The 23,248-nt window shown below is 61.0% G+C and carries 16 protein-coding genes; 7 read left to right on the top strand and 9 right to left on the bottom strand.

All coding sequences use genetic code 11. The features are described from left to right. Window positions 1-93: 93 nt before the first annotated feature. A complete protein-coding gene (locus tag KDB76_RS03690; RefSeq protein WP_144241743.1) occupies window positions 94-4,719 on the top strand; it encodes an NACHT domain-containing protein in 4,626 nt (1,541 codons plus the stop codon). Here KDB76_RS03690 and istB read toward each other — a convergent pair. Together istB and istA are read right to left on the bottom strand one after the other, a co-directional pair. Continuing rightward, entirely contained in the window at window positions 4,658-5,413 is a 756-nt protein-coding gene (gene istB, locus KDB76_RS03695) for an IS21-like element helper ATPase IstB (RefSeq protein ID WP_038408850.1), read from the bottom strand. The genes KDB76_RS03690 and istB overlap by 62 nt on opposite strands. A gap of 17 nt (window positions 5,414-5,430) precedes the next feature. Continuing rightward, entirely contained in the window at window positions 5,431-6,945 is a 1,515-nt protein-coding gene (gene istA / locus KDB76_RS03700) for an IS21 family transposase (RefSeq protein ID WP_038408847.1), read from the bottom strand. Between the two features lie 93 nt (window positions 6,946-7,038). On the opposite strand from istA, the gene KDB76_RS03705 reads away from it, so the two are divergent. The 3 genes from KDB76_RS03705 (at window position 7,039) to KDB76_RS03715 (ending at window position 11,008) form a co-directional block, all read left to right on the top strand. Beyond that, window positions 7,039-9,177, top strand: coding sequence for a hypothetical protein (locus KDB76_RS03705; protein WP_200873964.1), 2,139 nt, complete (start codon window positions 7,039-7,041; stop codon window positions 9,175-9,177). Window positions 9,178-9,946: 769 nt separating this feature from the next. Further along, window positions 9,947-10,174: a hypothetical protein gene (locus KDB76_RS03710; RefSeq protein ID WP_015268870.1), complete on the top strand. Its 228-nt coding sequence runs from the start codon at window positions 9,947-9,949 to the stop codon at window positions 10,172-10,174. 12 nt (window positions 10,175-10,186) lie between these two features. Further along, window positions 10,187-11,008, top strand: a complete 822-nt coding sequence (locus KDB76_RS03715; RefSeq protein WP_049870800.1) for a LysR substrate-binding domain-containing protein — start codon at window positions 10,187-10,189, stop codon at window positions 11,006-11,008. 185 nt (window positions 11,009-11,193) lie between these two features. On the opposite strand, the gene KDB76_RS03720 is transcribed toward KDB76_RS03715, so the two are convergent. The 5 genes from KDB76_RS03720 to KDB76_RS03740 form a co-directional block, all read right to left on the bottom strand. Beyond that, window positions 11,194-12,447, bottom strand: coding sequence for an arsenic transporter (locus tag KDB76_RS03720; RefSeq protein WP_038408657.1), 1,254 nt, complete (start codon window positions 12,445-12,447; stop codon window positions 11,194-11,196). Between the two features lie 76 nt (window positions 12,448-12,523). Further along, on the bottom strand, window positions 12,524-13,798 hold the full coding sequence (locus KDB76_RS03725) for an MFS transporter (RefSeq protein WP_080708128.1): 1,275 nt from the start codon (window positions 13,796-13,798) through the stop codon (window positions 12,524-12,526). 12 nt (window positions 13,799-13,810) lie between these two features. After that, window positions 13,811-14,494: a hypothetical protein gene (locus KDB76_RS03730; RefSeq protein WP_038408658.1), complete on the bottom strand. Its 684-nt coding sequence runs from the start codon at window positions 14,492-14,494 to the stop codon at window positions 13,811-13,813. Between the two features lie 167 nt (window positions 14,495-14,661). After that, window positions 14,662-16,011, bottom strand: a complete 1,350-nt coding sequence (locus tag KDB76_RS03735; protein WP_038408660.1) for a sigma-54 dependent transcriptional regulator — start codon at window positions 16,009-16,011, stop codon at window positions 14,662-14,664. Continuing rightward, on the bottom strand, window positions 15,996-17,294 hold the full coding sequence (locus tag KDB76_RS03740; RefSeq protein WP_230491489.1) for an ATP-binding protein: 1,299 nt from the start codon (window positions 17,292-17,294) through the stop codon (window positions 15,996-15,998). The genes KDB76_RS03735 and KDB76_RS03740 overlap by 16 nt, the downstream gene beginning before the upstream one ends. A gap of 661 nt (window positions 17,295-17,955) precedes the next feature. Between KDB76_RS03740 and KDB76_RS03745 the strand changes: the two genes are divergently transcribed. After that, a complete protein-coding gene (locus KDB76_RS03745; RefSeq protein WP_023663598.1) occupies window positions 17,956-18,885 on the top strand; it encodes a malate dehydrogenase in 930 nt (309 codons plus the stop codon). A 156-nt stretch (window positions 18,886-19,041) separates the two neighbouring features. Here KDB76_RS03745 and KDB76_RS03750 read toward each other — a convergent pair whose 3' ends face one another. Then, entirely contained in the window at window positions 19,042-19,863 is an 822-nt protein-coding gene (locus KDB76_RS03750; protein WP_013970798.1) for an amino acid ABC transporter permease, read from the bottom strand. Then, window positions 19,860-20,681: an ABC transporter substrate-binding protein gene (locus KDB76_RS03755; protein ID WP_038408661.1), complete on the bottom strand. Its 822-nt coding sequence runs from the start codon at window positions 20,679-20,681 to the stop codon at window positions 19,860-19,862. Before KDB76_RS03755 ends, KDB76_RS03750 begins: the two co-directional genes overlap by 4 nt. Before the next feature lie 118 nt (window positions 20,682-20,799). Here KDB76_RS03755 and KDB76_RS03760 point away from each other — a divergent pair, with 118 nt between their 5' ends. Then, a complete protein-coding gene (locus KDB76_RS03760) occupies window positions 20,800-21,684 on the top strand; it encodes a homocysteine S-methyltransferase family protein (RefSeq protein WP_200873969.1) in 885 nt (294 codons plus the stop codon). Between the two features lie 169 nt (window positions 21,685-21,853). Beyond that, window positions 21,854-23,125 (top strand): cystathionine gamma-synthase family protein, encoded by a 1,272-nt coding sequence (locus tag KDB76_RS03765; RefSeq protein WP_038408664.1) that lies wholly within the window; start codon window positions 21,854-21,856, stop codon window positions 23,123-23,125. Window positions 23,126-23,248 lie beyond the last annotated feature (123 nt).

Below are 23,248 nucleotides of genomic sequence, written 5' to 3' on the forward strand. Positions count from 1 at the left end.
TTGACAGCTCCTCCAGATAGGCCGCGCCAGCAGAAAATGTCATGATCGACTCATAGAGACTCAGAAAGGCGAGCAGGGAGCGCTTCGATCGCAATGACTAAAACGCGTGAAAAAATGGACAGTGTCCGGGCGTCCCGGGACGGTCACGAATTCCACGAGGCGTGGGTGGCCCGTAAGTGTTTGGGGTTGGTGCTGCCTAAAGACAAATTCATTGGGGTTGCGATTGAGGGCTTTTCTCCCATTGACCAAAAAGGAGCAGCGGACGCGGGCAACGAAATTGCCGATGCCGTTTTGTATTTTGGGAGTGCTGCCTCGTTCGAGCAGGCGCACCAGATCGTTGTAGTGCAGGTCAAATACTCCAAAGCGTCGGAAGACAAGGCATTTCGCGCGGCTGACGCAAAGAAAACCATTGATAAATTCGCCAAGACCTATCGATCTCACAAAACCAAATACGGCACTGCTCAAGCGCGAGACAAGCTTCGTTTTGAGCTTGTGACGAACCGTCCGATTCTCTCTGAGTTGGACAATGCGATCGCTGGAATCATTGCCGGAACGGTGTTGACGGGCACCGCGAAAGAGCAGGCAGACCAAGTCAAGGCAGCTTGTAAGCTCAAGGGCAAGGACTTGGTGGAGTTTGTTAGCCGGCTGCATTTCACGGGGCTTCGCGGAGATCTGCGGGAAAGCAAGCACCGGTTGGCAGTGGTCCTCGCGGACTGGGCCGCTGCACGTGATCCTCAGGCCAGAGTCCGGCTCAACTCCATCAGGGAGCTTGCTCGAGATAAAGCGAACCTCGCCAATCAACGGCGAAATGTCATAACTCGCGCTGATATTTTGACTGCCCTAGAACTGCAAGATGAACGCGACCTCATGCCCTGTCCCGCAAGTTTTCCAGATGTCGGCGCGGTATTAGAGCGTCGCCAGCTATCCGATGTCGTCGCAAAAATTCCGCAACTTACCGCCCCTTTGGTCATCCATGCGGACGGTGGTATCGGTAAGACGGTTTTTATGAATTCGATTGCGGGTCGTCTTGCAGAAACCCATGAGATTGTTCTCTTCGATTGTTTCGGCATGGGGCAGTACCGCGCCCCTGGCGATGCTCGGCATCTCCCACGGAAAGGTTTGGTTCACATCGTCAATGAACTGGCGTGTCGAGGTTTTTGTGACCCACTACTACCGGGTACCGATAACAGCGATGACCTGATCAGGGTGTTTCGCTTACGAATGAATCAAGCCGCAGAAACGGTTCGACGCTTCGGGGCAAATCGGCAACTCATCCTGTTGTTTGACGCAATCGATAATGCTGGCGAGCAAGCCAGAGATCGCGGTGAAGCATCCTTCCCTGCGCTTCTGCTCGCCAGCATAACTCACGGTGATCCGATCCCAGGCGTGCAAGTAGTGGTTAGCTCACGCACCCATCGACGTGCCTTGGCGACGGGCGACGCGATATGTGAACAGTTCGAGTTACTGCCCTTCACGATCGATGAAACCCGCGAGTTCCTGCGAGATCGGCTGGTCGAGCACAGCGAAGCCAATGTTCAAGTTGCTCAGTCTCGATCACGAGGCAACGCTCGCGTCCTTGAGCATCTGGTCGCAGATGCTCCCGGACTTCTGGCTTCATCTGAAAGGGACAATGTCATCCAGTTGGATGAACTGCTACACAAACGAATCGAGTCCGCGCTCAAACAGGCGCGCAAGCACGGCTACCGTGACCCTGAAATCAATATGTTTTTGACGGGCCTGGCGTCTCTGCCGCCGCCAGTCCCCGTGCGGGAGTTTGCTGAGGCCAGCGGGCTGGCTGAGGGTGCTATCGCCAGCTTCGCCGCAGACCTGTCCCCGCTGTTAGAGCATACCAAGCATGGACTGATGTTCCGGGATGAGCCCACAGAAACCCTCATCCGAGACCAGCATTGCGCAAATAAAGACATCTTACGCAGTCTCGCAAATAACCTTTTTGGCATGCAGGCCACGTCGATCTATGCCGCGACCACATTGCCCGATTTATTGCAGCAACTGGAGGACGGCGAGCGGCTGTTCGACCTTGCTTTTGATGACCGGACCCCGAGTTCCATCAAAAGTGCTGTGAGTCGGCAGGCCATTCGACACGCGCGTTTGCGGGCGGCAGTGGCCTACGCGGCGGAGAGGGATGAAGTGAACCACTTGGTCCCTCTTCTGGTGGAATTATCGACGCTTGCCGCCGTGGATCAGCGTGGTACGGATTACATTCTCGACAATCCTGACCTCACGGTGTTTTCCGGGGATGCTGACTCAATCCGGCGTCTTTTTGAGTTACGTACTCACTGGCCTGGTACACGTCACGCGCGGCTGACGATTGCTTATGGTCTTGGCGGTGATTTAGCAGATGCCTATCACCACGCCCACCGGGTTAGAGAGTGGAGAACTCACTGGTTTGAACAAGACCGCGAACGTCAGTTGCAGCACGACAGAGCGGACCCGACTGCCTTGGACATGGCTGCCGTGCCTTTCTGCTATCTCATTAAAGGGGAGAGTGAACGTGCGGCACACGACTTCGCGGTATGGATGGATTGGTATGCCTTTGAGGTGGCCGAAACTCTAGTACCCCTCCTACGCCTGGGCGCTGATTTGGGGAGCCTCCAAAGCTGCGCGGTAGAAGCTTTCTTGAAATCGGAGTTGTTGGGTTCGGGAGCTCTGACAGCTCTGATTCCTTTTGTTGAAGGAGATCAATCCCTGCAAAAAGTCCTGATCACCAGGCTCGCGGAGGCTTGCGAAAAAGCCGGACAGGTGCGGGTGGGAGAGAAGGACCATGGCTACAAACATCCGCGGATCATCCGTGGGTTGTTACGAGCAGCATCAATAGCCTTGATGCAGGGAATGAAAACAGAGGCCCGCGGCATCCTGGTCGCCACGCCAGTATCTGCTCCTTCGTTGTACGTATACATGAGCGATTACTGGTCTGGAGAGGTCTATTCATTTCTGGCAAAGCAGGCGCTGCTCTGCGCCGCCGAGGAGGTAAACCTCCTTGAGCGACATCTGCTCCCCCAAGAACTGGCTGATCTAATCTTGCATATGCCTGCGGAACTACAAGGGCTGGAGCTCATTACAGCTTTGAAGGCTGAGCTCGAGACGAAGGCTAAAGAGAAGCTCGCGAATGATAGCCATGAGAAGGGCATCTCAGCCGATACGAAAAGCTCTGCCGTGAAGTTCCTGGCACACCAACTGGATCACTGGTTAACAATCACCCGTGCATTTGCCGCCTGCTTCGGTCACCCGCTTGAAAGTGGGCTTTGCTTGACTCCCCTACTCGACCTCTGGCCAGAGCTGCTCCGCTGCAACGACTACCAATCCGGTGGCACTGATGCTCAACGACAACGACTATTGGTGGCCGACCGGCTTCTGACGTTGGCGTTCGAAGCAGCACCTTCTCTAGAGCACGCTGAGGTTGTCAACTACCTGGAGGCAGTACAAGCCCGGGGAGTTTCCGATATTCCGCATCTGATCAGCATCGTTAGTGTGCTGGCCGTCCGGCCCGAGTTTCAAGCTCTGGCCGGGGCTACAGCCAACATCGCCAAAAAGGCCATCGAACGAGAAGATGAGGTCAAGCAGCGAGCAGCGTTGTTCGCCGACTTAGCGCGAGCGGTATCGCCAGCCAGCCAGCAGGAAGCTGTTGTCTACTTTCATCGGGGCTTGGAGCAGATGGATGCCGTCGGCTCTGGCGACTATCAGTTCGTGAATGAGTTGATGCAGTTTGCAGCCTCCCTGCATGGCGAGGAGCTATCGGATGAGGACAGTCATACGCTTTCGAACATTTGCGAATTGAATCTCGGTGAGGAGGAAAACAAGTTCAATTGGGGCCTGTATGGCATGGCGATGGCTAGAGTCTCGGGCGTGAAAGGGTTGGCTAAGCTTGCGCGGTGGGAGGATCGCGGTAGGGTCACACTTGATTACACACTCCTCCCGTATGTCAGGGCGTTGATCCATTTAGAGAAGATCGATCCAGCGGCTGCCGTGGCAATCCTTCGCACTGCTAATCCGGCAGAGCTCTATGTGTGCGGTACTGAGCAATTGATTGAGACCCTAGAGCGTCGGCAAGTGGGGCGGCTGGAGGGGGTCACAGAGGAGTTGATCACCCAGTACCAGCAAAACAATCCTCACGGATTTGGCGCCGCGGTACCTCGTGCCTTGGCAGGCCTGGCAAAGTCCGCCTTCGATGAGATGTCCGGCGAGTACGAGTACTTGACCTCACTGGCTGAGCGGATTGAAGTCTCTACACGCGAATACAACGACCTGAATAACTGGAGAGGTTCACCCCTTCTCGCCGATGTCGAGCGACGCCATCAAGAGCAAGTTGCTGCCGAATCGTTGCTTGCGTCACTTGTCCTCGAAACAGACCCTGTGGAAGAGCTCTCCCTTGCAGATGCTCTAGAGAAACTCCATGAGCTAAATGGTTGGGGATGGGGGGCGCAACGCGACTTTTTCGAGCAAGTTCAGGCGAAAATTCCCTATGGCAAGTGGTCACAATACGTCACCATGATTGCTCGTCAGGAGCAACTGAAGCTCCATGAGAAGCTTCGCGTGCGGATTCCACGCCATTCGGACACTCAGCCCACGCTGATCCGGACACCTGTTCCACGATCATTCGGACAGGCAGTCGGAGCGCAGCGACGCAGGGGTTGCATTGTTAGTCTGAGGCGCCCGGCGCCGTCAATTTCTTCACCCGCTTTCTCATCGACTCGCCCTTGAGGTTGATCCGGTAGGCGTTGTGCACCAGGCGGTCGAGGATGGCATCGGCCAGGGTTGGATCGCCGATCAGTTCGTGCCAGTTGTCCACGGGCATTTGGCTGGTCACGAGGGTCGAGCGCTGGCCGTAGCGGTCGTCCAGTAGCTCCAGCATGTCGCGGCGCTGTTCGGCGGTGAACGGGGCCAGGCCCCAGTCATCAAGGATCAGCAGGTCGGTCTTGGCATAGCCGCTCATCAGCTTGGCGAAGCGCCCGTCGCCATGGGCTAGGCCCAACTCTTCCAACAGGCGCGGCAAGCGCAGGTAACGCACGCTGTAACCCTCTCGGCAGGCCTGGTGTGCCAGGGCGCAGGCCAGCCAGGTTTTACCCACGCCGGTGGGCCCGTTGATGATCAGGTTGAGTCCGTCGCGTAACCACTGACCGCTGCTCAGCTGGAGGATCAGCGCCTTGTCGAGTCCGCGCGGGCTGCGGTAGTCGATGTCTTCGAGGCAGGCGTTGTGCTTGAGCCGGGCCTGACGCAGGCGGCTGCTGAGGCGCTTGTCGTCGCGTTCGGTCAGTTCGCGGTCGACCAGCAGGCCGAGGCGTTCCACGAAGCTCAGGCTGTCGATGTCGGGGGTTTTCAGTTGCTCGGCGAGTGCCTTGAGCATGCCGGTCAGGCGCAGGGTCTGGAGCTTGTCCAGGGTCGGATGGGGCAGCATGGTGGGATTCCTTGTGTTCAGTGGTAGTAGCCGGGGCCGCGCAGATTGGCGTGGTCGTCCGGCAGCAGGGGCAGGTTGGCTTGAGCCAACGGCAGGCTTTCCAAACCCTGGCGCAGGATCGATTCGAGGCTCTTGTAGCTGCACGCACCGAGGCTGAGGGCGCGACGGCAGGCCAACTCCAAGCGCACTTCGCCATGGGTCTTGCCCAGGCGCAGGATGCCCAGGCAGGCCCGGTAGCCTTGGGTTGGGTGGATGCGCCGTTCGAGGATGTGGCTGATCACGCCGGCCGTGTTCGGCCCGGTCTGCTCAGCCCAGCGGATCAGCCGTTGTGGCGTCCACTCGGCGTGCTCGCGATGGCTCTTGGGCATGTGCTCGGCCTGTGTGCTGTGCCGGCCCTTGTGCGGTGAGCGAAGATGGCTGGCCACCCGCTGATTGGCGTGGAAGCACTCCACCGTGCGCGCTGTCAGGCGTACTTCCAGTTGTTTCTTCACCAGTTGGTACGGCACCGAGTAGTAGTGCCCATCAACCTCGACGTGGTAGTCGATGTGCACACGCGCCTTCTTCCACTCGGCATACACGTAGGGTTGCTCCGGCAGCGGCCGCAGCACCGGACGATCCAGGGCTTCGAAGGCCGAGTGCCGGGAGCCCGGCAGCTTGCGAAACGGTCGTCGGTTGAGGCGCTCCAGCAATAAGGCGATGGCGCTGTTGAGTTCGTTCAAGGAGAAGAACTGGCGGTTCCTCAGCGCGGCGAGGATCCAGCGCTCGACCACCTGCACGCCGACCTCGGCCTTAGCCTTGTCGCGCGGCTTACGCGCCCGCGCCGGCACCACCGCCACGCCATAGTGCTCGGCCAGATCGCGGTAGCTCGGGTTGATGTCCGGCTCGTAGCGATGGCTCTTACTCACCGCGCTGCGCAGGTTGTCCGGCACCACGATCTCCGGCACGCCCCCGAGGAAGGCGAAGCAGCGGGTATGCGAGCCCAGCCAGTCCGGCAGCTGCTGCGACCAGGTGGCTTCGGCGAAGGTGTAGCTGGAGGCGCCGAGCACCGCGACGAACACCTGCGCCTGGCGGATCTCGCCGCTGTGCCGGTCGATCACCGGCACCGTCTGCCCGGCGTAGTCGACGAACAACTTCTCGCCGACGCGATGTTCCTGGCGCATCACCACGTCCAGCTTGCCCTGCCAGGCCCGGTAGTGCTCGCAGAACCAGCTGTACTGAAAACCCTGCGGCTGGCTCAGGCGATACTCCTGCCAGAGCAGCGCCAGGGTCACGCCGGGGCGACGCAGCTCGGCGTGCACCCAAGACCAATCAGGCAGTGGCCGCTGCTCACTGGGCACCGCAGGGGCCAGTGGGAACAGTTGCTGTTCCAGTTCGGAATCGGACAACGAGCAGGGCCAGGCTAGACCGCTGGCGGCAAAGCGACAGAGGTAATCACCGGCACTGCTGTGGCCTATGCCCAGACTGCGGGAGATCTTACGGACAGACAGCCCGCAATCGAACTTGAGGCGCAACACCTCACGGATTTTACGCATGGACAAACGCTCCACGACGACCTCTCTGCTTCGAAAAAGAGGTCGATGGTAGTGAATAAATCCTGCGTAGCTGCCTGCCTGGAAAGTGTCCGGATGGCCGTGGAATCGGTGTCCGGATGCTCGTGGAATGAGTGTCCGGATCAGCGTGGAATCACTGTCCGGATGTGCGTGGAATGGGTGTCCGAGTCAGCGTGGAATCCGCAGCTTCGCGTTCTGAGTTCCTGCAAAAGTGCTTGGTCGCAAGCATCCAATGCTCTTGCCAGCACGCTATACGACTGCGCCGAAATCATTATCCGGCAGTGCGCGGATGAGTTTGTTTCATTTGGTTATCTAAACACCTCGGACATCAATGAGCTTTCGGCGGTTTCAGGCGTGGACCGTCACACGCTCACCTTGGCATTGATCAAGGAGTTTTCCCGGCCCAATTTCGATGTGCCGGCATCCGTTTGGTTGAGCCTGGGGACTACCGTTAATGCGTCGGCTGCAGAGGGTGTCGGTCAAGCGGCCATCCATCGGTTATTAAACGCTGGAGCAGCCAAGTTGGCGTCTTCGGTAGTGGACGGCCCGTGGCAATCCAATCTCTACCCGCCCGGTGATCAAGCGGAGGCGGCTGCCGGTCTTTTCTGGTTCGCGCTTGGTGCGCCTCAGGCTGAGAGACGTTGGATGGCCGCGCATAGCCTCAGGGTTGCTGTACGACTTGGCCGGGCAGATATTTTGGACAAGGTTGTGATGAAGATTGACGCGACCGATGCGGGGTGTTTTCAAGCTGCGGAAATGCCGTTCTTCCATCTTCATGCGAAGCTTTGGCTCCTGATCGCATTGGCGCGAATTGCCGTTGATAATCCAGCAGCGGTCTGTAAACACCAGACCCTTATCAAGCGAATTGCCCTGGATGCAACAAACCCTCATGTGCTTTTCAAGCATTTCTCGGCGCAAGCACTGCTCACGTGCAGCCGCGGTGGTCACCTCACGTTGGAGCAAGAGGTAGTAACCGAGCTTGAACGTGTGAATCACTCGACCTATCCAATGGCTAAGTCGAGCAAGCATCTTGGTGGCTCGTTTTACAAAGGTAGGCCCGAGGGCGTGTCGAAGCCATTGAAGTCATTACATCTTGATTATGACTTTGGAAAGTATGAAGTCAGCCAGCTAGGTGAGGTCTTCGGCCAAGCATATTGGTCCACAGGGGATGCAATAAACCAATGGGTAAGACAGCATGATTCTGAAATCACTCATATGTCGGATCAGGGCGGGCGCGCTGTGTACCGCCGTGGAGGTCATCGCGGTTTCTCCCCTGATCATCATACCTATGGTGAGCAGTTGTGTTGGCATGCCTTACATGCGGTAGCCGGTGAGTTTCTCTCCAAACTCCCAGTGGTTCAGGGCCCCTATGACGAGGGTGACCCGTGGGAGGAGTGGTTGAATCGGCGAATGTTGACTCGTAAAGATGGGCTTTGGTTGGCCGACGTCACGGATCGGAGACCTCTGGCCACCCGCATCAATCTACGGGAAGTTAACGAGGGTACAGTTGGCCTAACTGGAGCGCCGAGCACGCTGCAATCTCTACTGGGGATCAGCGGCGAGCTGGGCGATTGGTTAGTCGTTGATGGCGAGTGGAAGTCTATCGACGGAGTCGACGTCCACATCCGATCTGCTTTGGTCTCGGCCAAGGAAAGCACTCTGGTCGCATCTGATCTCGCCCGCCAAGAGCCGTTCCAAGCCTATATTCCTCGGTTGGACGAGTATGAGGATGCGGATTCTGAGGCCGCGCAATCGCATCTGCCCTTCATGCCTTGGGTCGTCGATGCTGAGCTCGATGAGGGGCTAGATGCATCCGATTCATTGGGCGTAGCCCAGGCAGCTTTGCGGTTGAGACTTGCCAGCCATGTAAATGCTTTCGCGCACATCGCGATGGCAGACGCCCTCGGACGTCGGTGGGTTGATCCGTCTGGTGCTGTCGTTGTGCATTCTGAAACTTGGAGCCAGCAAGCCGACCGTTACGAAGAAAACCGGTCCAGTGGTACTCAACTACGTTGCCGGTCGGACTTGGTCCAAAAGTACCTAACCGCGAACAGCGCGCACTTGCTCATCTTGATAGTACTTCGTCAGTTTGAGCCTGGATTCGGCGATCGCTCCTCGCGGTTTAGGCACACCATGGCTGTGGTAGAGGTGACTGAATCACTGACAGTTGACTACTACCCTGGGCGGACGAATGTATTCGACGATGAGGACTAGCCCCGCTGTCGGCGGGCAACAAATGCACTTTGTTGACGAAAGGGGGCACTGATGGTGAGCGGCAGAGGCAAACTGTAGCTGTTCACTGGCCGCCGTTGCGCTGTTTGCCGCAGGCATGGAGTAATCCCACTGATGCTTTATGCCCTCCGTCCCATCTTGGTTACAGACCTATCGAGGAGGCGCCTTGAGGTAATTTTAGAGGTAGCGGGGAGGGGTTTTGTTGAAAGTATTGTTAAAAATCATATGGTTAGGTATCGATACGATTCCTGTCTCCGCACCAGAAAAAGTTGGCGAGTTTCAGGTTCTCTAGCTTCGGCTCGCCCCCGTCCTGACTTTTGCCTACAGTTTTCAGCGAATATTCATACAATGGAGAACCTTGCATTAGCGCCCCCTCAGCGATACCTTGCTCCAGTCGCGGCCAATTCCGCGACCGGGTTTGGCGACCCGAACGAAAAGGCGCAACGGCGCCCCGACCACGATTGCAGGCGCTTTTTTTGCGTCCGCAGTTTCGTGTAATGGCGGCTGTGCGTGGGAGACCTTCGGGTCTGCCGAGTTCCTTTTCCTCGGTTCGCCAACCTGCGTACAGCTGCCACCCTAACCGTTTGGCGACGGTCAGCGTGGTGCTTCAACCGAAAAGGACCGCATGCATGCCTACCTCACGTTCATCCAAGATCCTCGCATTCGTTCTCCACCTTTATTCCTGGACGACGCTCAGTTACTTCACCTCCAGCCAATCCCGTTCCGCCTCCGCCCAATCGGAGGTGCACCCATGACTGACCAAGAACGCCTATCCACCATCCAAAGCTACGCCTGGACCCTCGAACTGTTAGGCGAAGCCCTGGTCCAGCACGACGAAATGCTGGAGTGCGAACACAACCCCCACCTGAGCTTTCGCAACACTGCCGGTATCCACCAGGCGATCCGGATCATCAGCCGTTTGGCCAGTGAGCAGTGTGGGAAGGTGATGGAGCGAAACGGGCAGGACCCTGTTAGTTAGGCAGGATCATTGATGAGCGGCGGTATTTCCGCATCGGCGGTCGGCAAGAACGTTGCCCGCCTGGAGAGTTCGTTGAAGGTGCGGCTGTTCCAGCGCAGTACGCGCAAGGTCAGCCTGACGGCGGAAGGCCAGCTGTTCTATGAGCGCTGCCGGCGCATCCTCGACGACCTCCAGGATGCGGAGGCCATGCTGTCCCATGCGATACAGGCCCCGCGTGGTCGCTTGCGGGTCAGCCTTCCGACCATCGGCTACCGTTTTCTGCTGCCGCTGATGCCGGCTTTTCGCAAGGCGTACCCTGAAATCGAACTGGAAATGGACTTCAACGACCACCTGGTCGACCTGATCGACGATGGCTTCGATGTGGTGATCCGCAGTGGTGGGCTAGCCGATTCAAAATTGATGTCGCGCAAGCTCGGGCCGTTCCGCTTTGTCCTGTGCGCAGCGCCTACCTACCTGGCACGCAAGGGGCGGCCCCAGACGCTAGCCGACCTGGAGCGACACGACTGCCTGCGCTATCGCTTTGTCACGACCGGCAAGATCATGGACTGGAGCCTCGGCGCCGATCCCGAGATTACCCAGTTGCGCTTACCCACGGTGCTGACGCTGAACAACATGGAGGCAATGCTGATGGCTGCGGTGGACGGCCATGGTATCGCCTACATGCCGGACTTTCTGGTACGTGAATCGGTCAGGACTGGCGCACTGGAAAGCCTGCTTGATGCGCATACCTCCGACCAGGGCCAGTTCTGGGCGCTGTGGCAATCGAGCCGCCACCTGTCGCCGAAGATCCGTGTGTTCGTCGACTTCATCGCCGAGCGTTTGTTCAAGGCGTAAATTGCCCGGCGCCTCCCACGCTCTCCACAACACATAACTCATTGAGTTGGCAGTGACCTAGTGGGCGCGGGCGTGTCGAGGCATCGAACCGCCGCGAACACCGGCGCAGCCGGTGCCAGGCACCGCGTTGGATTCTTCGCGGGCACGCCCGCTCCCACACGGTACGCGGACCGCTTGCGAGCGCTTCACAAATGAAGCAACCCCAACGCCCCGATCAAGGCAGGCGGCATTACCAGCGCCCCCAGGCGCAGGAAGTCCAAGGCACCGACGTGTTCGCCTTCACGGCGAACGGCAACCAGCCAGAGCAAAGTGGCCAGGGAGCCGGTAATCGACAGGTTCGGCCCGAGGTCGACGCCAATCAGCAGCGCCGCAGTGGTTTTCGCGGGTAAATCGACAATATGGCCAACGGAGCCTGCGATCAGGCCGGTCGGCAGATTGTTCATCAGGTTGCCGGCGATAGCCGCGACCACGCCGGCGCCCCAGCTCGCCTGGTGCTCGGAGCTGCGCGCCAGCGCGGCCAAGCCATGGGCCAGGTGCTCGATCACACCCGTCTGTGCCACCGCTTCCACCAGCACGAACAGGCCCGCGACCAACGGCAGTACGCCCCATGCCACACCTTTGAGCACCGGCATCGGGTTGCGCCGCTGGCGCAGGTGGATCAGCCCGGCCGTGGCGATGCCGGCGCAGAAGGTGGGCAAGCCGAGCTGCCGGTCCAGGGCGGAGGTCAGCAGCAACAGGGCGCCTGTCAGCACGATACCCAGCGCGCACAAGCGTGCACCGCTGGACAGCGGTTGCATGTCGATAATCGTTGCCAATGGCTGGCGTATCTGTTTGCGCTGGGCCAGCCGCAGCACAAGGTAGGTCAGGCCGATGGCCGCAAGCGACGGCAAGGTGAACTGCCGCAGCCAATCCAGCAACGGCGGCATCTGGCTGCCGAACACTACCAGGTTGGCCGGGTTGGAAATGGGCAGCACAAAACTGGCGGCATTGGCGATGAAGGCACAGATGAACAGATAGGGCAGCGGCTCGGCCTTGGCCGCCCTGCATGCGGCGTACACCGCTGGGGTAAGCACCACAGCCGTGGCATCGTTGGAGAGGAACACCGTTACCAGTACCCCCACCAGGAACACCAGGTCGAACAGGCGCTGGCCGGAGCCCCGTGCGTGCTGCACGGCGTACATGGCCAGCCAGTCGAACAGGCCTTCCTGGCGTGCCAGTTCGGCCAGCACCATCATACCGATCAGAAACTGGTAAACATCGCCACCCTCGGCGACAGCGCCGAGGGCCGTGGGTAGTGGCACCAGGCCAAACGCGGTCAGCAATACAGCGGCGCCGACTGCCCAGACATATTCCGGCACCCGCCAGGGGCGCAGGATTACCCCACCGGTCGCAACGGCGGCGACGGCCCAGATGAGCGAGGATGGATCAAATACAGGCATGCAGTTTACTCAGGTGAATGAATGAGTTGGCGCGGCTTGGCCGGGTGCCAGCCTTTGGTGGATGGCGTGCAGCACGCTATATCGTGTCAACGTTATTTGGCTGAGCTGGCAATTGCCGGCTTGGGTGTTCCTTCCTAAGGCCTGTCTGATAGGTGAGTAGCCCGATTGCAGCCACGATACCTAGAACGACGAAGGCTGTGCCATAGCCGAAATGTTGCGCGATCCAGCCGGCAAGTGCGTGGCTCATGGCCGCGCCTATTCCCTGTATCGTCATCACTGCACCAAGCCCTGCATTGATGTGCCCAGTGCCGCGCAGGATGGAAGCGACAAGCCCTGGCAAGGCGACACCCAGCAGGCCTGCCCCGATTCCATCAAGGGCCTGTACCGGAATCAGGGCCCAAGGGGACTCCCAGCAACCGGCGATCAGCCCGCGCAAGGGCAAGGCCAGGAGGGCGGCAAGGATCAGTGCCCGATACCCGTGCCGAGAGGCATGCCGCCCGGCCCAAAGCGCCACGGGAATCATGACCAGCTGCGCCACGATGACGGTGGATGCCGTGAACACGCTGGGGTCGGCCAGCCCACGCGTGACAACCGACTGTGCCAGCAAGGGCAGCATCGCGGCATTGCCAAGGTGGAACAGCAGCATGGTGATCGCGAGCAGGCCCAGCTCGCGCGAGTGCGTCAAAACCCGCACCATGGAAGGCGAGGGGCTGCTACCTTGCGCAGGCTGGTTGCCAGTGAGGTCACCACCGCGGGCACGCTCATGATCGATGTCATGTGGATCGATCTTGCGCAAGCAGGCAAGGGCCGCGCACGCCATCAGGGCCATCAGGACGAATACGGCTGACAGCCCCCAGCGGTAGCCTGCCAGCCCGGCCAAGGCAGCCGCTACCACGTTGCCGGCATGGTTCCAGGCTTCGTTGATGCCTAGCTGCCGAGACAAGTCTTTTTGATCAACGATGCCCAAGGTGATGCCCATGATGCCGGCGCCCATCAACGCACCCACAACACCCGTCACCACTTGAGAGGCGACGGCGACGCCGAACGTTGGCGCCGTCCATAGCGCTGCCGTGGCGAGAATGAGTGCAATGGCGCCGCTTGCCAGAAGCAGTCGCTTGTGGCGCGAGGCGTCGATCCACGCGCCCATCAGCGTGGTCGCCAACATGCCTGCGATGCCGCCGGCGGCCATCACGTAGCCGATGTCATCGGCTCGCCAGCCATGGCTGGCCAGAAACACACCGAGGAAGGGGCCCAGGCCGTCACGGACATCGGCCAGGAAGAAGTTGAGGCCGGACAGCCAGCGCCGTGAGCTGGCATGCGCCGGAGTTATGTAAGGCGTTGCCGGGTGCATAGCGGCATTCCCTTATGGCGCGCGGTCATAGAGCGGCTGCAGGGTGGATAACGTGGTGCCCATGCTGACCGCTTCCAAAGCGGTGCCAAACGCATTGCGCGTGCCCAGCCCGGATGCCGCGAACGGTGCGCCCGTCTGCACGGAAATACGCAGGCTCTCTGACGGGAAACGTACGATGCTGCCATCGCTCAGGATGACGCCGTTGGCCTCGCCCCGTGGGCCAGTGAGCACGGTCTCCACCTGGCCTTCCACCTGTTGGGGCTGCAAACGCTGGGCGCGCAGGTGTGGCGGCAGGGCTCGGCCTTCGCCAACCGGTGGCGGCTGGTCGTACACGGTGCGCCCGCTGTCGGCGTGGATGATGGCGTCGGCTTTGACCGTGCCTCGCGTTTCCACCCGCCCGATGATGCGGACGGCGTCCCCCACTTTGACCGTGGCTGTGAGCGCATCGGCCATATGCGGTGGAAACTTTGCAATGGTCCCGTCGCTCAGGCGCAGCCCGTCGACCTCACCATAGGGATTGATGAGCATCCGTTGCACCTGGCCTTCCACCACGTACTGGCTCACCAGGCCAGGTGTTTCCACACCCTGATGCGGTGTTGGAGGCAGATGGGCGGCGGCGGGCGGCATGGCATGCGCGCTGAGGCTACCCAGGCCAATTGCCAGTGCAAGAGATGTGGCTATGAAATACCTGGACATTGGAGAAGCTCTTTTGGGTTGGGAACACCCAACCTGTAGCGCAAACACCATGCCAGATAAAATTATCAATTAAATCAAACAGTTATGATTGATAGGAGTGATGTGCCGTCCGATTCCGTGACGCTAAGGTGTCACGGAATCGGACACCTCCTTTGCGTGCGAAGGGGTTAGTCCAGATCGAACTCGGCCAGCTTGCGGTAGAGCTGCTGGCGAGACAGGCCAAGGCGCCGCGCCGCCTCTGCGCGGTTGCCCGCCGTCGCAGCCAGGGCGCGCACGATCATTTCGCGCTCCAGCTGGGCAACGGCCTGTGCCATTGGGCCTTCCCAGTCAATGTCCAGGCCCGGGGTGGGCGCCGCCGCCGTCTGCAACCCGATGTGTTCGGCCTCGATGACCGGGCCGTGGCTGAGAATGGCCGCGCGCTCCATGGCATTGCGCAGTTCGCGCACGTTGCCCGGCCAGGAATGGGCCAGCAGCAGCCGGGCTGCCGCCGCGCTCAACCGCTTGGGCGAGTCGCCGCCCAGCAGGCGTAGAAAGTGTTCGGCCAGCAGCAGCACGTCGCCCAGGCGCTCACGCAGCGGCGGCAGCCACAGGGGTACTACCTGCAGGCGGTACCACAGGTCTTCCCGGAAGCGCCCTTCCTTGACTGCGCTGGGCAGGTCTCGGTGGGTGGCCACGATGATGCGCACGTTCACCGGCTGGGCACGATTGGCGCCCACGGGGGTGATTTCGCGTTCCTGCAGCACCCGCAGGATCTTCGCCTGCGTGGCCAGCGGCATATCGCCTATTTCGTCGAGGAACAGGGTGCCGCCATCGGCCTCGCGAAAGCGCCCGGTGCGTTCAGTGATGGCACCGGTGAACGCGCCTTTGACATGACCGAACAGCTCGCTTTCCATCAGTTCGGCCGGGATCGCCGCGCAGTTGACGGCGACGAAGGGGCCGGTGGCTCGCCCGCTGTTGCGATGCAAGGCACGCGCGACCAGTTCCTTGCCTGTGCCCGTCTCGCCCAGGATCAACGCAGTGGCATCGGAGTTCGCGGCCAGCCCGATACGCTTGAAGACCTGGCGCATGGCCTCGCTGCTGCTGACCAGTTCGGTGCCATCCACGGGCTCTTTTGCGGCAGGTGATGCCCCGGCCGCCTGGGGGTTGTCTGGGGTGTTGGCTGCCCGTCGCAGGGCCCGTTCGAGCGTCTCGATCAGGGCGGCCCTGGTCACGGGCTTGGTCAGGTGGTCGAACGCGCCCAGGCTCATCGCCTCGATGGTGTTGCCGCCACTCGCATAGGCGGTGAGCATGATGCAAGGCACCGGCGAGATGCGCGCCGCGCGGCGCAGGAACACCAGGCCATCCTCGCCCGGCAGCCGTAGATCGACGATGGCCGCATCCACGTCCTCGGTGCGCAGCCTGTGCAGGCCTGCATCGGTGGTTTCAGCCTGCAGCACCGCATACCCCAGGTCTTGCAGCATTTCTGCAAGGCTGTCGCGGAATGCGGCGTCATCGTCGACGATCAGGATTCGGGCCACGGTAGCTCCATCTCTATGCGCGTTCCTTTGGCCGACTCGGCGAGACCGACCCGCCCGCCGTGACCCTGCACGATCTCGCGCACCAGCGCCAGCCCCAGGCCGGTACCTCCAGCGCGGTTGGTGGAGAACGGTTCGAACAGTGTATCGCGCAGGTCATGCGGAATGCCGGAACCATCGTCCGCCACCCACAACAGCAATGTGCCGCGGTGCGTGCGATGTGCACCGAGCTCGATTTCACCGCGTTCTTCCGTGTGCGCCAGCGCATTGAGCAGCAGGTTGTCAAAGACCCGCGCCATTTGTGTCGGGTCGAACAGCGCAACTTGCTTCGCGCTAGCGGTCAGCTCCGGTTCAACGGCCAGTGTTATTCGTACGCCTTTCTTTTGCGCTGCTTCGGCGTGGGCATTACGCCGCTCCTCCAGCCATTCCTGCAGGTCAACTGCCTGGCGCTCGGCGCGGAAAGGTTGGGTCAATGCCAACAGGCTCGACACCAGCGTCTCCAGCCGTGCCGTTTGCGAAAGTACAGCCTCCAGGGCACCAACCACACGTGCTTCGCGCCGGTCAGCCGGGGCAGCCATCGCGTTTTCCACCTTCATGCGCATCGTGCCCAAAGGGTTGCGGATCTCGTGTGCAAGCCCGGCGGAAACGCGCCCCAGCGTGGCCAGGCGCTCGGACTGGGCCAGTTGCTTTCGCAAATGCGCCGACTGGCGCTGCCAACGCGAAATCATCCAGCCCAGCCATGCCCCGGAGACAACGACCAGCGCCAGCAGCAGGCTTACCGCGAGTATCAAGGTATTGACTGTTTCTGTGGCCAACAGCGGAACGCGCATCAGGGTCCAGGCGATCAGCTGCCGGTCATAGGCCTGAACGGGGCAGGCGGCGAAAGCCACGGCTTCGCGTAAGCCCGGTCGCACATCCGCCACCAGGCCTGCAGAATCCTGCGCACGCTGGGCCGTGGAGGCAATGCGCTGCAACTCAGCGCTCGGCGGGTCGCGTTTGATTCCCGTGCCGTCGTAGGTTGGGAAGGCGTAGGCCACCACACCCGCATCCGCTCGCCAGAAGCCGCCCTCCATGCCCGGCTGATCGCGCAGTGCCAAATCCAGCACTGCCTGTGCGGCAGCGGGGGGCATGAGATCGGGGTGGTCTTGTGCAGGCGGGAGCTGCTGGCGAACCCGTGCCGCACCCGCCTGGAGCGCCTGGCAACTGGTCGAGGTGAGTTGGCGCGCCTGCGCAATCTGAGGGCCGGCGCCTTGGCGGCTGATTATCAGCAGCAGCCATCCCAGCACAAGCGCAACTGCGGCAATGGAAAGCCACAGAATCAGCAGATCACGGCGAACGGAGGGTTGCAGTGACAGGTCAGGTTTCCTTTGATGTGGGGCAGCGCTGGTCAGTCGGTGGGCGTTCTGCTGGCAACCTTGCCAGATGGAAAATCGCCGTGCAAGGACAGGGTCGGTTGAATTGGCAGTGACTCTGTGGGCGCTTGGCGGTGAACCAGTACTTTGTGGCCATTGGCGATGCGCGGCAGGTGAGCTTGTCCAGTACCTTCGAGTTCTAGGCCAGCCTGCACCGGCCTCTTCGCGGCTAAAGCCGCTCCCACAGGTACTGCGCTGCACTCGAAGGTGGCGCGGTCCTTGTGGGAGCGGCTTTAGCCGCGAATACCGGCGCAGCCGGTGCCAGGCAACGCGTTGGATTCTTCGCGGTTAAAGCCGCTCCCACAGGTACTGCACTGCACTCGAAGGTGGCGCGGTCCTTGTGGGAGCGGCTTTAGCCGCGAATACCGCGCAGCCGGTGCCAGGCAACGCGTTGGATTCTTCGCGGTTAAAGCCGCTCCCACGGGGTACGCGTACCGCTTCCATTTGCCTTTGTGTGGTCTTTTCGCCTCAGCAGGCGATACTTCTCTGTATTGCAGGCGTGTTCCTGGTGGCGCGCGCCGCTGGGAGGTGTCGTGTGAACAAACTGACAATCGTGGGTGCCGGCATGGTCGGCGAGGCGGCAGCGCAGATCATCGCTCGGGAAGAGTTGTGCCGTGAGCTGGTGTTGATGGATGTGCAGGGCGAGATGGCGCAAGGCAAAGCGCTGGATGTGTGGCAGGCGGCAGTCGAGTCGGGTTCCGATACCCGGGTTCACGGCGGGGCCAAGGCTGAAATGCTGGACGGCTCTGAACTGGTGGTCATCACCGCAGGCGTGCCGCGCAAGCCGGGGCAGTCACGTCAGGATGTACTGAGTATCAACCTGCCAATCCTCGACGGCATCATGGCCGACATCAAGCTGCATGCACCAACTGCGACGGTGCTGGTGGTGTCGAACCCGGTCGATGTGCTCACCTATCGCGCCTGGAGCCTCAGCGGGCTGGGGCGCACCAAGGTGTTCGGCCAGGCGGGGGTGCTGGATACCGCACGCATGAAGTGTTTCATCGCCGAGCAGACCGGGTTCTCTGCCCGGGATATCACGGCGCTGGTCCTGGGCGGGCATGGCGACAGCATGGTGCCGCTGATGCGCTACTGCCAGATCGGTTCGGTGCCGTTGTCGCACTTCCTGTCCAGTGAGCAGATCGAGCAGATCGTCGAGCGCACCCGCAAGGGTGGTGGCGAGATCCTGGGGCTGAAGAAGCTGGGCAGCGCCTGCGATGCGCCGGGCGTGGCGATTGCGCAGATGGTCGATGCGATCGCCAACGGGCGAAACCGCATCTTGCCGGCGGTGGCGATCCTGGAAGGCGAGTACGGGCGCACGGATATTGCCATGGGTGTGCCCTGCGTACTGGCAGAGGAGGGGCTGGCGCGGGTGATCGAGTTGCCGCTGGATGCGCAGGAGCAGGCGATGTTTGACCAATCGGCTGATCAGGTGGCGCGGGATATTGCTGAAATGAAGGCGCTGTAACGCTGTGGGAGTGGCTTTAGCCGCGAAGAATCCAACGCGGTGCATGGCACCGGCTGCGCTGGTGTTCGCGGCTAAAGCCGCTCCCACAGTGTCCCTGCTAATTCAATGAGTTTACGTGCAATTCAATAAGGGGGGGCTGCCAACCCAGCCTGGCCCCTAGCGCTGGTAAGCCTTGCCAAAATGCCGCTCCAGCCGCGCCTGCACCAGCTCGAGCAGGATCGACAGCACCCAGTAAATCACCGCCGCCGTGGTCAGCATCTCCAGGTATCGATAGCTCGACCGCCCGTACGACTGCGCCAGGAACATCACCTCCCATACCCCCATCACCGATATCAGCGATGAATCCTTCAGCATCGAGATGAACTGGTTGGCCGTAGGCGGAATGATCACCCGCATGGCCTGGGGCAGGACGATATGCCAGAAGATCTGCGGCGTGCGCATGCCCAGCGCCAGTGCCGCTTCACGTTGCCCGCGCGCGACGCCGAGGATGCCAGCGCGGAAGATTTCGCTCAGGTAGGCCCCGTAGTTCAGCGACAAGGCGATGATGCCGGCGCTGATGGCGCCCGGTACCAGGCCCAGCTGTGGCAGCCCCAGGTAGATCAGCAGAATCTGGATCAGCAGGGGTGTGCCGCGGAAGAACGAGGTGTAGAAGCTGGCGATACCCACCAGCACCGCGCTGTTCGACAACCGCGCCAGCGCGGCGGCGAAGCCGAACAGCACCGACACCACCATCGAGCACAGGCAAAGGAACAGGGTCAGTGCCGCGCCTTGCAGAAAGCCGTTGGGCCCCAGCTTGAACCCGGCGAGGTTCGGAAACTTCTCCAGGATGATCGAGAACTTCAGATCGAAACTGAGGAAAAACGCAACGAACAGGCCAAACAGCGCCAGCCAGGTCAGCAGCAGCCGGGTGCGAAAACCGAACAGGCCGGCACCCGTGGGCTTGACCACGGGCTTGGGGGAGGAGGGGAAGGTGCTCATTTGCTGATATCGGCGCCAATCCATTTCTGCGACAGCTTGGCCAGGGTGCCGTCAGCCTTCAACTCGGCAAACACCTGGCGCACCTTGGCATCCCACTCGGGGTCGCCTTTCTCGATGGCCACCGACTTCGGCTCTTCATACAGCGGGGCACCTGCCAGCTTGAAGCGCTTGTCCTGGTCCAGACGCGGCTGCGCGGTCACCAGGTTGGTGAGGATGGCGTCCAGGCGTACGCCGGCACCCAGGCCAAGGTCCTGGAAGGCGACGTTGTCGGTGTCGTAGGGCGCGATCTGCACGAAATCGAAGGGGTATTCGATCTTCTTGTCTTCGTCGCCTTCGATCACCAGGTTCTTGTTCAGGTAGCTCTCGTAGCTCGATGCACTGGTCAGGCCTACCTTGCGGCCTTCCAGGTCCTTGGCGCCATGGATGCGCTCATCCTTGGCGTTGACCACGATCACCGCAGGCGATGCGTAGTACTCCACCGGGAAGTCGAACACTTCGGCGCGGGCCTTGCTCGGGGTCATCGAGCAGATGCAGATGTCGTAGCGGCCGCTCCAGCGGCCTGCGGCGATCACGTCCCACGAAGGGGTTTCCAGGCGCAGCTTGACGCCGAGCTTGTCCGCCACGGCCTTGGCCACATCCACGTCGAAACCGTCCAGCTGGTTCTGGTCATTGAGGAAGGAAAACGGTGGGTAGCTTTCCATCAAAACGTTGACCAGTTCCTTGCGCGATTCAACCCGCTCCAGCGTGGCACCGGCAAAGGCCTGGGAAGCAGTTGCGAGCAGCACGAGGCCCGCACCGAGCACAGTAGAAAATCGCATGGACATACCTGAAATGTTGGCCAATTATAGGAAGCGGTATTTAATAGTTATAAATGTCACCTACATAATGAATTTTATTCATAAGCACCTTTAGAGTAGTTATATGAAACAGCGAGCGATGGTAATTCTCGACGGTGGCATGGGCCGTGAGCTGCAGCGCAGTGGGGCGCCGTTTCGTCAGCCCGAGTGGTCGGCGCTGGCGCTGAGCGAGGCGCCGGAAGCGGTGGTTGGTGTGCACGCAGCGTTCATCGCTGCCGGTGCCCAGGTCATTACCAGCAACAGCTATGCGGTGGTGCCGTTCCACATCGGCGAAGAGCGTTTTGCAGAGGAAGGGCGACAACTGGCCAATATCGCAGGCCAGCTGGCGCGGCATGCCGCCGATACCGCAGCACACCCGGTCAAGGTGGCGGGCTCGCTGCCGCCGCTGTTCGGCTCCTATCGCCCGGACCTGTTCCAGCCCGAGCGCGTCGAGGAGGTGCTGGCCCCGTTGCTGCAGGGCCTGGCCCCGCATGTTGACTTGTGGCTGGCCGAAACCCAGAGCTCGGTTGCCGAGGTGCGAGCCATTCACAGCCAATTGCCGGCAGACGGCAGGCCGTTCTGGGTGTCGTTCACCCTGCAGGACGAAGAGGTCGACGAGGTGCCACGCCTGCGCTCCGGCGAGCCAGTGGCCGATGCCATCGAAGCCGTGGTCGGCCTGGGCGCGGCGGCCGTGCTGTTCAACTGCAGCCAGCCCGAGGTCATTGGCGCTGCACTGGATGTAGCGCGCTCGGTAATCGAGCGACACAACGCCGACATCGCCATCGGCGCCTATGCCAACGCCTTCCCGCCACAGCCGAAGGAAGCCACCGCCAACGACGGCCTGGATGAGCTGCGCGAAGACCTTGACCCGCCGGGTTACCTGGCATGGGCCAACGATTGGCGTGAACGGGGTGCCAGCATGATCGGTGGCTGCTGTGGCATTGGCCCGGAGCATATCGCCGAGCTGAAACGCAACCTGGCGTAAAGCCTTGAAGGGGCAGGGCGGCTTCCGCACCCGCTCGGCCCCAGCCATTAAAAAAAACGTTACTCAGACCCGGATTCCATCGTTTTTCAGTCCCCCCGCCATGCCCCTATAGTCCGCTGAAAGCCGATGCCGAATCGGTGTACACAACTCAGCGGTGCGGGAACCGGATATGAACAAGAACGAGAAATTCGAGGGCAATGCAGCGGCCGGTATCGGTACGCGTGTGGTGTGGAGCGGGGAGCAGGTTCAGCATCCGTACAACGCTACCCAGACCCCGATCGTGGTCAGTGCCGCCTACGGCTACAACGACATCGATGCCTGGTACGACGTGGCGCAGGGCAAGCTGCCCGGCTACATCTACAGCCGCATGAGCAACCCGACAGTCGCTACCCTGGAAGCCAAGCTCTGCGAGCTGGAACAGTCCGAGTCGGCGGTGGCATTCAGCAGCGGCATGGCTGCCATCAGTGCCGTGCTGCATACCTTCCTCTCAAGCGGCAAGCGTGTGGTATCGACCCGCGACAGTTACGGCGGTACCAACAAGATCTTCGAAGAGTTCCTGCCGCGCATGGGCGTGCAGGTCTGCCTGTGTGACACCCTCGACACCGAAGCGCTGGAGCGCGAGATCGCCGCGGGTTGCGACCTGCTGTATCTGGAAACCCCTACCAACCCCACCCTCAAGGTACTGGACATCCAGCGCCTGAGCGCTGCCGCCCGGAAGGCTGGCGCCGTGGTGGTGGCCGACAACACCTTCGCCACCCCGCTGAACCAGAACCCGCTGGCCTTGGGCGTGGATGTGGTGGTGCACAGTGCCACCAAATTCCTGTCCGGGCACGGTGATGTACTGGGCGGGGTGGTGTGCGGTGCCGAGTCGTTGATGGCCCAGGTGCGCCACTACCGCGAGATCAACGGTGCGGCGCTGGACCCGTTTTCCGCCTACCTGATCATCCGCGGTATCAAGACCCTGGCCCTGCGCCTGCGTCAGCAACAGGCCAGTGCCCAGGCCCTGGCGCATTACCTGACTACTGAACCGCTGGTCGAAGCGGTCAACTACCCGGGGTTGCCCCAGCATCCGGGCCATGCGATCGCCAAGGCGCAGATGCGTGGCTTCGGCGCCATTGTCAGCTTCGTGCTCAAAGGTGGCATGCCCACCGTAGCGCGGCTGCTGCCGCGCCTGAAGTACGCCCATCGGGCGGGCAACCTGGGCGCGGTAGAAACCATCTACGGCCCGGCGCGTACCACCAGCCATGTGGAAAACACCCTCGAAGAACGGCTGGCCCTGGGCATTTCCGAAGGACTGGTGCGCATTTCGGTGGGCATCGAGGACACCGAGGACCTGCTGGCAGACCTGGCACAGGCCTGTGCATCGGTGCGCCAGGAGTTGGCCGCAGCAAAGGAATTGCACGGTGACGAAGACACCTGCCTGGCCGAAGTACAGGCCTGAGGCAAGCGTGTAGCACCCGCTCCTTGCGGTGGGTGCCACTTCATGAAGTCGAACAAAAACAATATGCAAGGCAATTCGCTTCGCTCTGCCAAGACGAGGTCGTTGCAACGTCCTTGCCCGCCA

Origin of the sequence: Pseudomonas sp. JS425 (assembly GCF_018223845.1) — a bacterium.
Lineage (GTDB): Bacteria > Pseudomonadota > Gammaproteobacteria > Pseudomonadales > Pseudomonadaceae > Aquipseudomonas > Aquipseudomonas asiatica.